Annotated in this window: 1 pseudogene; it reads right to left on the bottom strand. The window is 57.4% G+C overall.

Going from position 1 to position 423, the window contains the following annotated elements:
• Positions 1-412: pseudogene (locus EN804_RS34775) on the bottom strand (DeoR/GlpR family DNA-binding transcription regulator); the annotation flags it as partial.
• Between the last annotated feature and the right edge of the window lie 11 nt (positions 413-423).

Raw genomic sequence — 423 nt, 5'->3', positions numbered from 1 at the left:
CCACCTCAATACCCGGGAAAACACGTAACCTGTTGGCAACATTTATATTATTCGTGATGACCATCAGTTCGTGATGATCCGCCAGCGCTTCGCCCACCGCCTCCGTGGTCGTGCCGATGTTGATGAAAAGCGACGAATTGTTGGGAATGAGAGCGGCGGCAGCGGCTCCGATCGCCTGCTTCTCCACGGAAGCAATCGCCCGCCGAGCCTCGTATTTGACATTTTCATTGCCGCTTGGAAAAAGCGCGCCGCCGTGGATGCGGGTCAGAACACGGGTATCGCAGAGGTCGTTCAGGTCCTTGCGGATCGTCTAAGTGTTGACGGAAACCCTCGATGCCAGCTCGTCGACCAGCACTCGCCCGTTCGCTTTCGCCAGCGCGACGATTTCATCCTGACGCGGTGTGAGCAACATTTCGCCCTCCC

It is taken from the genome of Mesorhizobium sp. M8A.F.Ca.ET.161.01.1.1 (assembly GCF_004792105.1).
GTDB lineage: Bacteria > Pseudomonadota > Alphaproteobacteria > Rhizobiales > Rhizobiaceae > Mesorhizobium.
The sequence above is the reverse complement of the archived record's forward strand: the minus strand, read 5'-3'. Positions and strand labels throughout refer to the sequence as shown.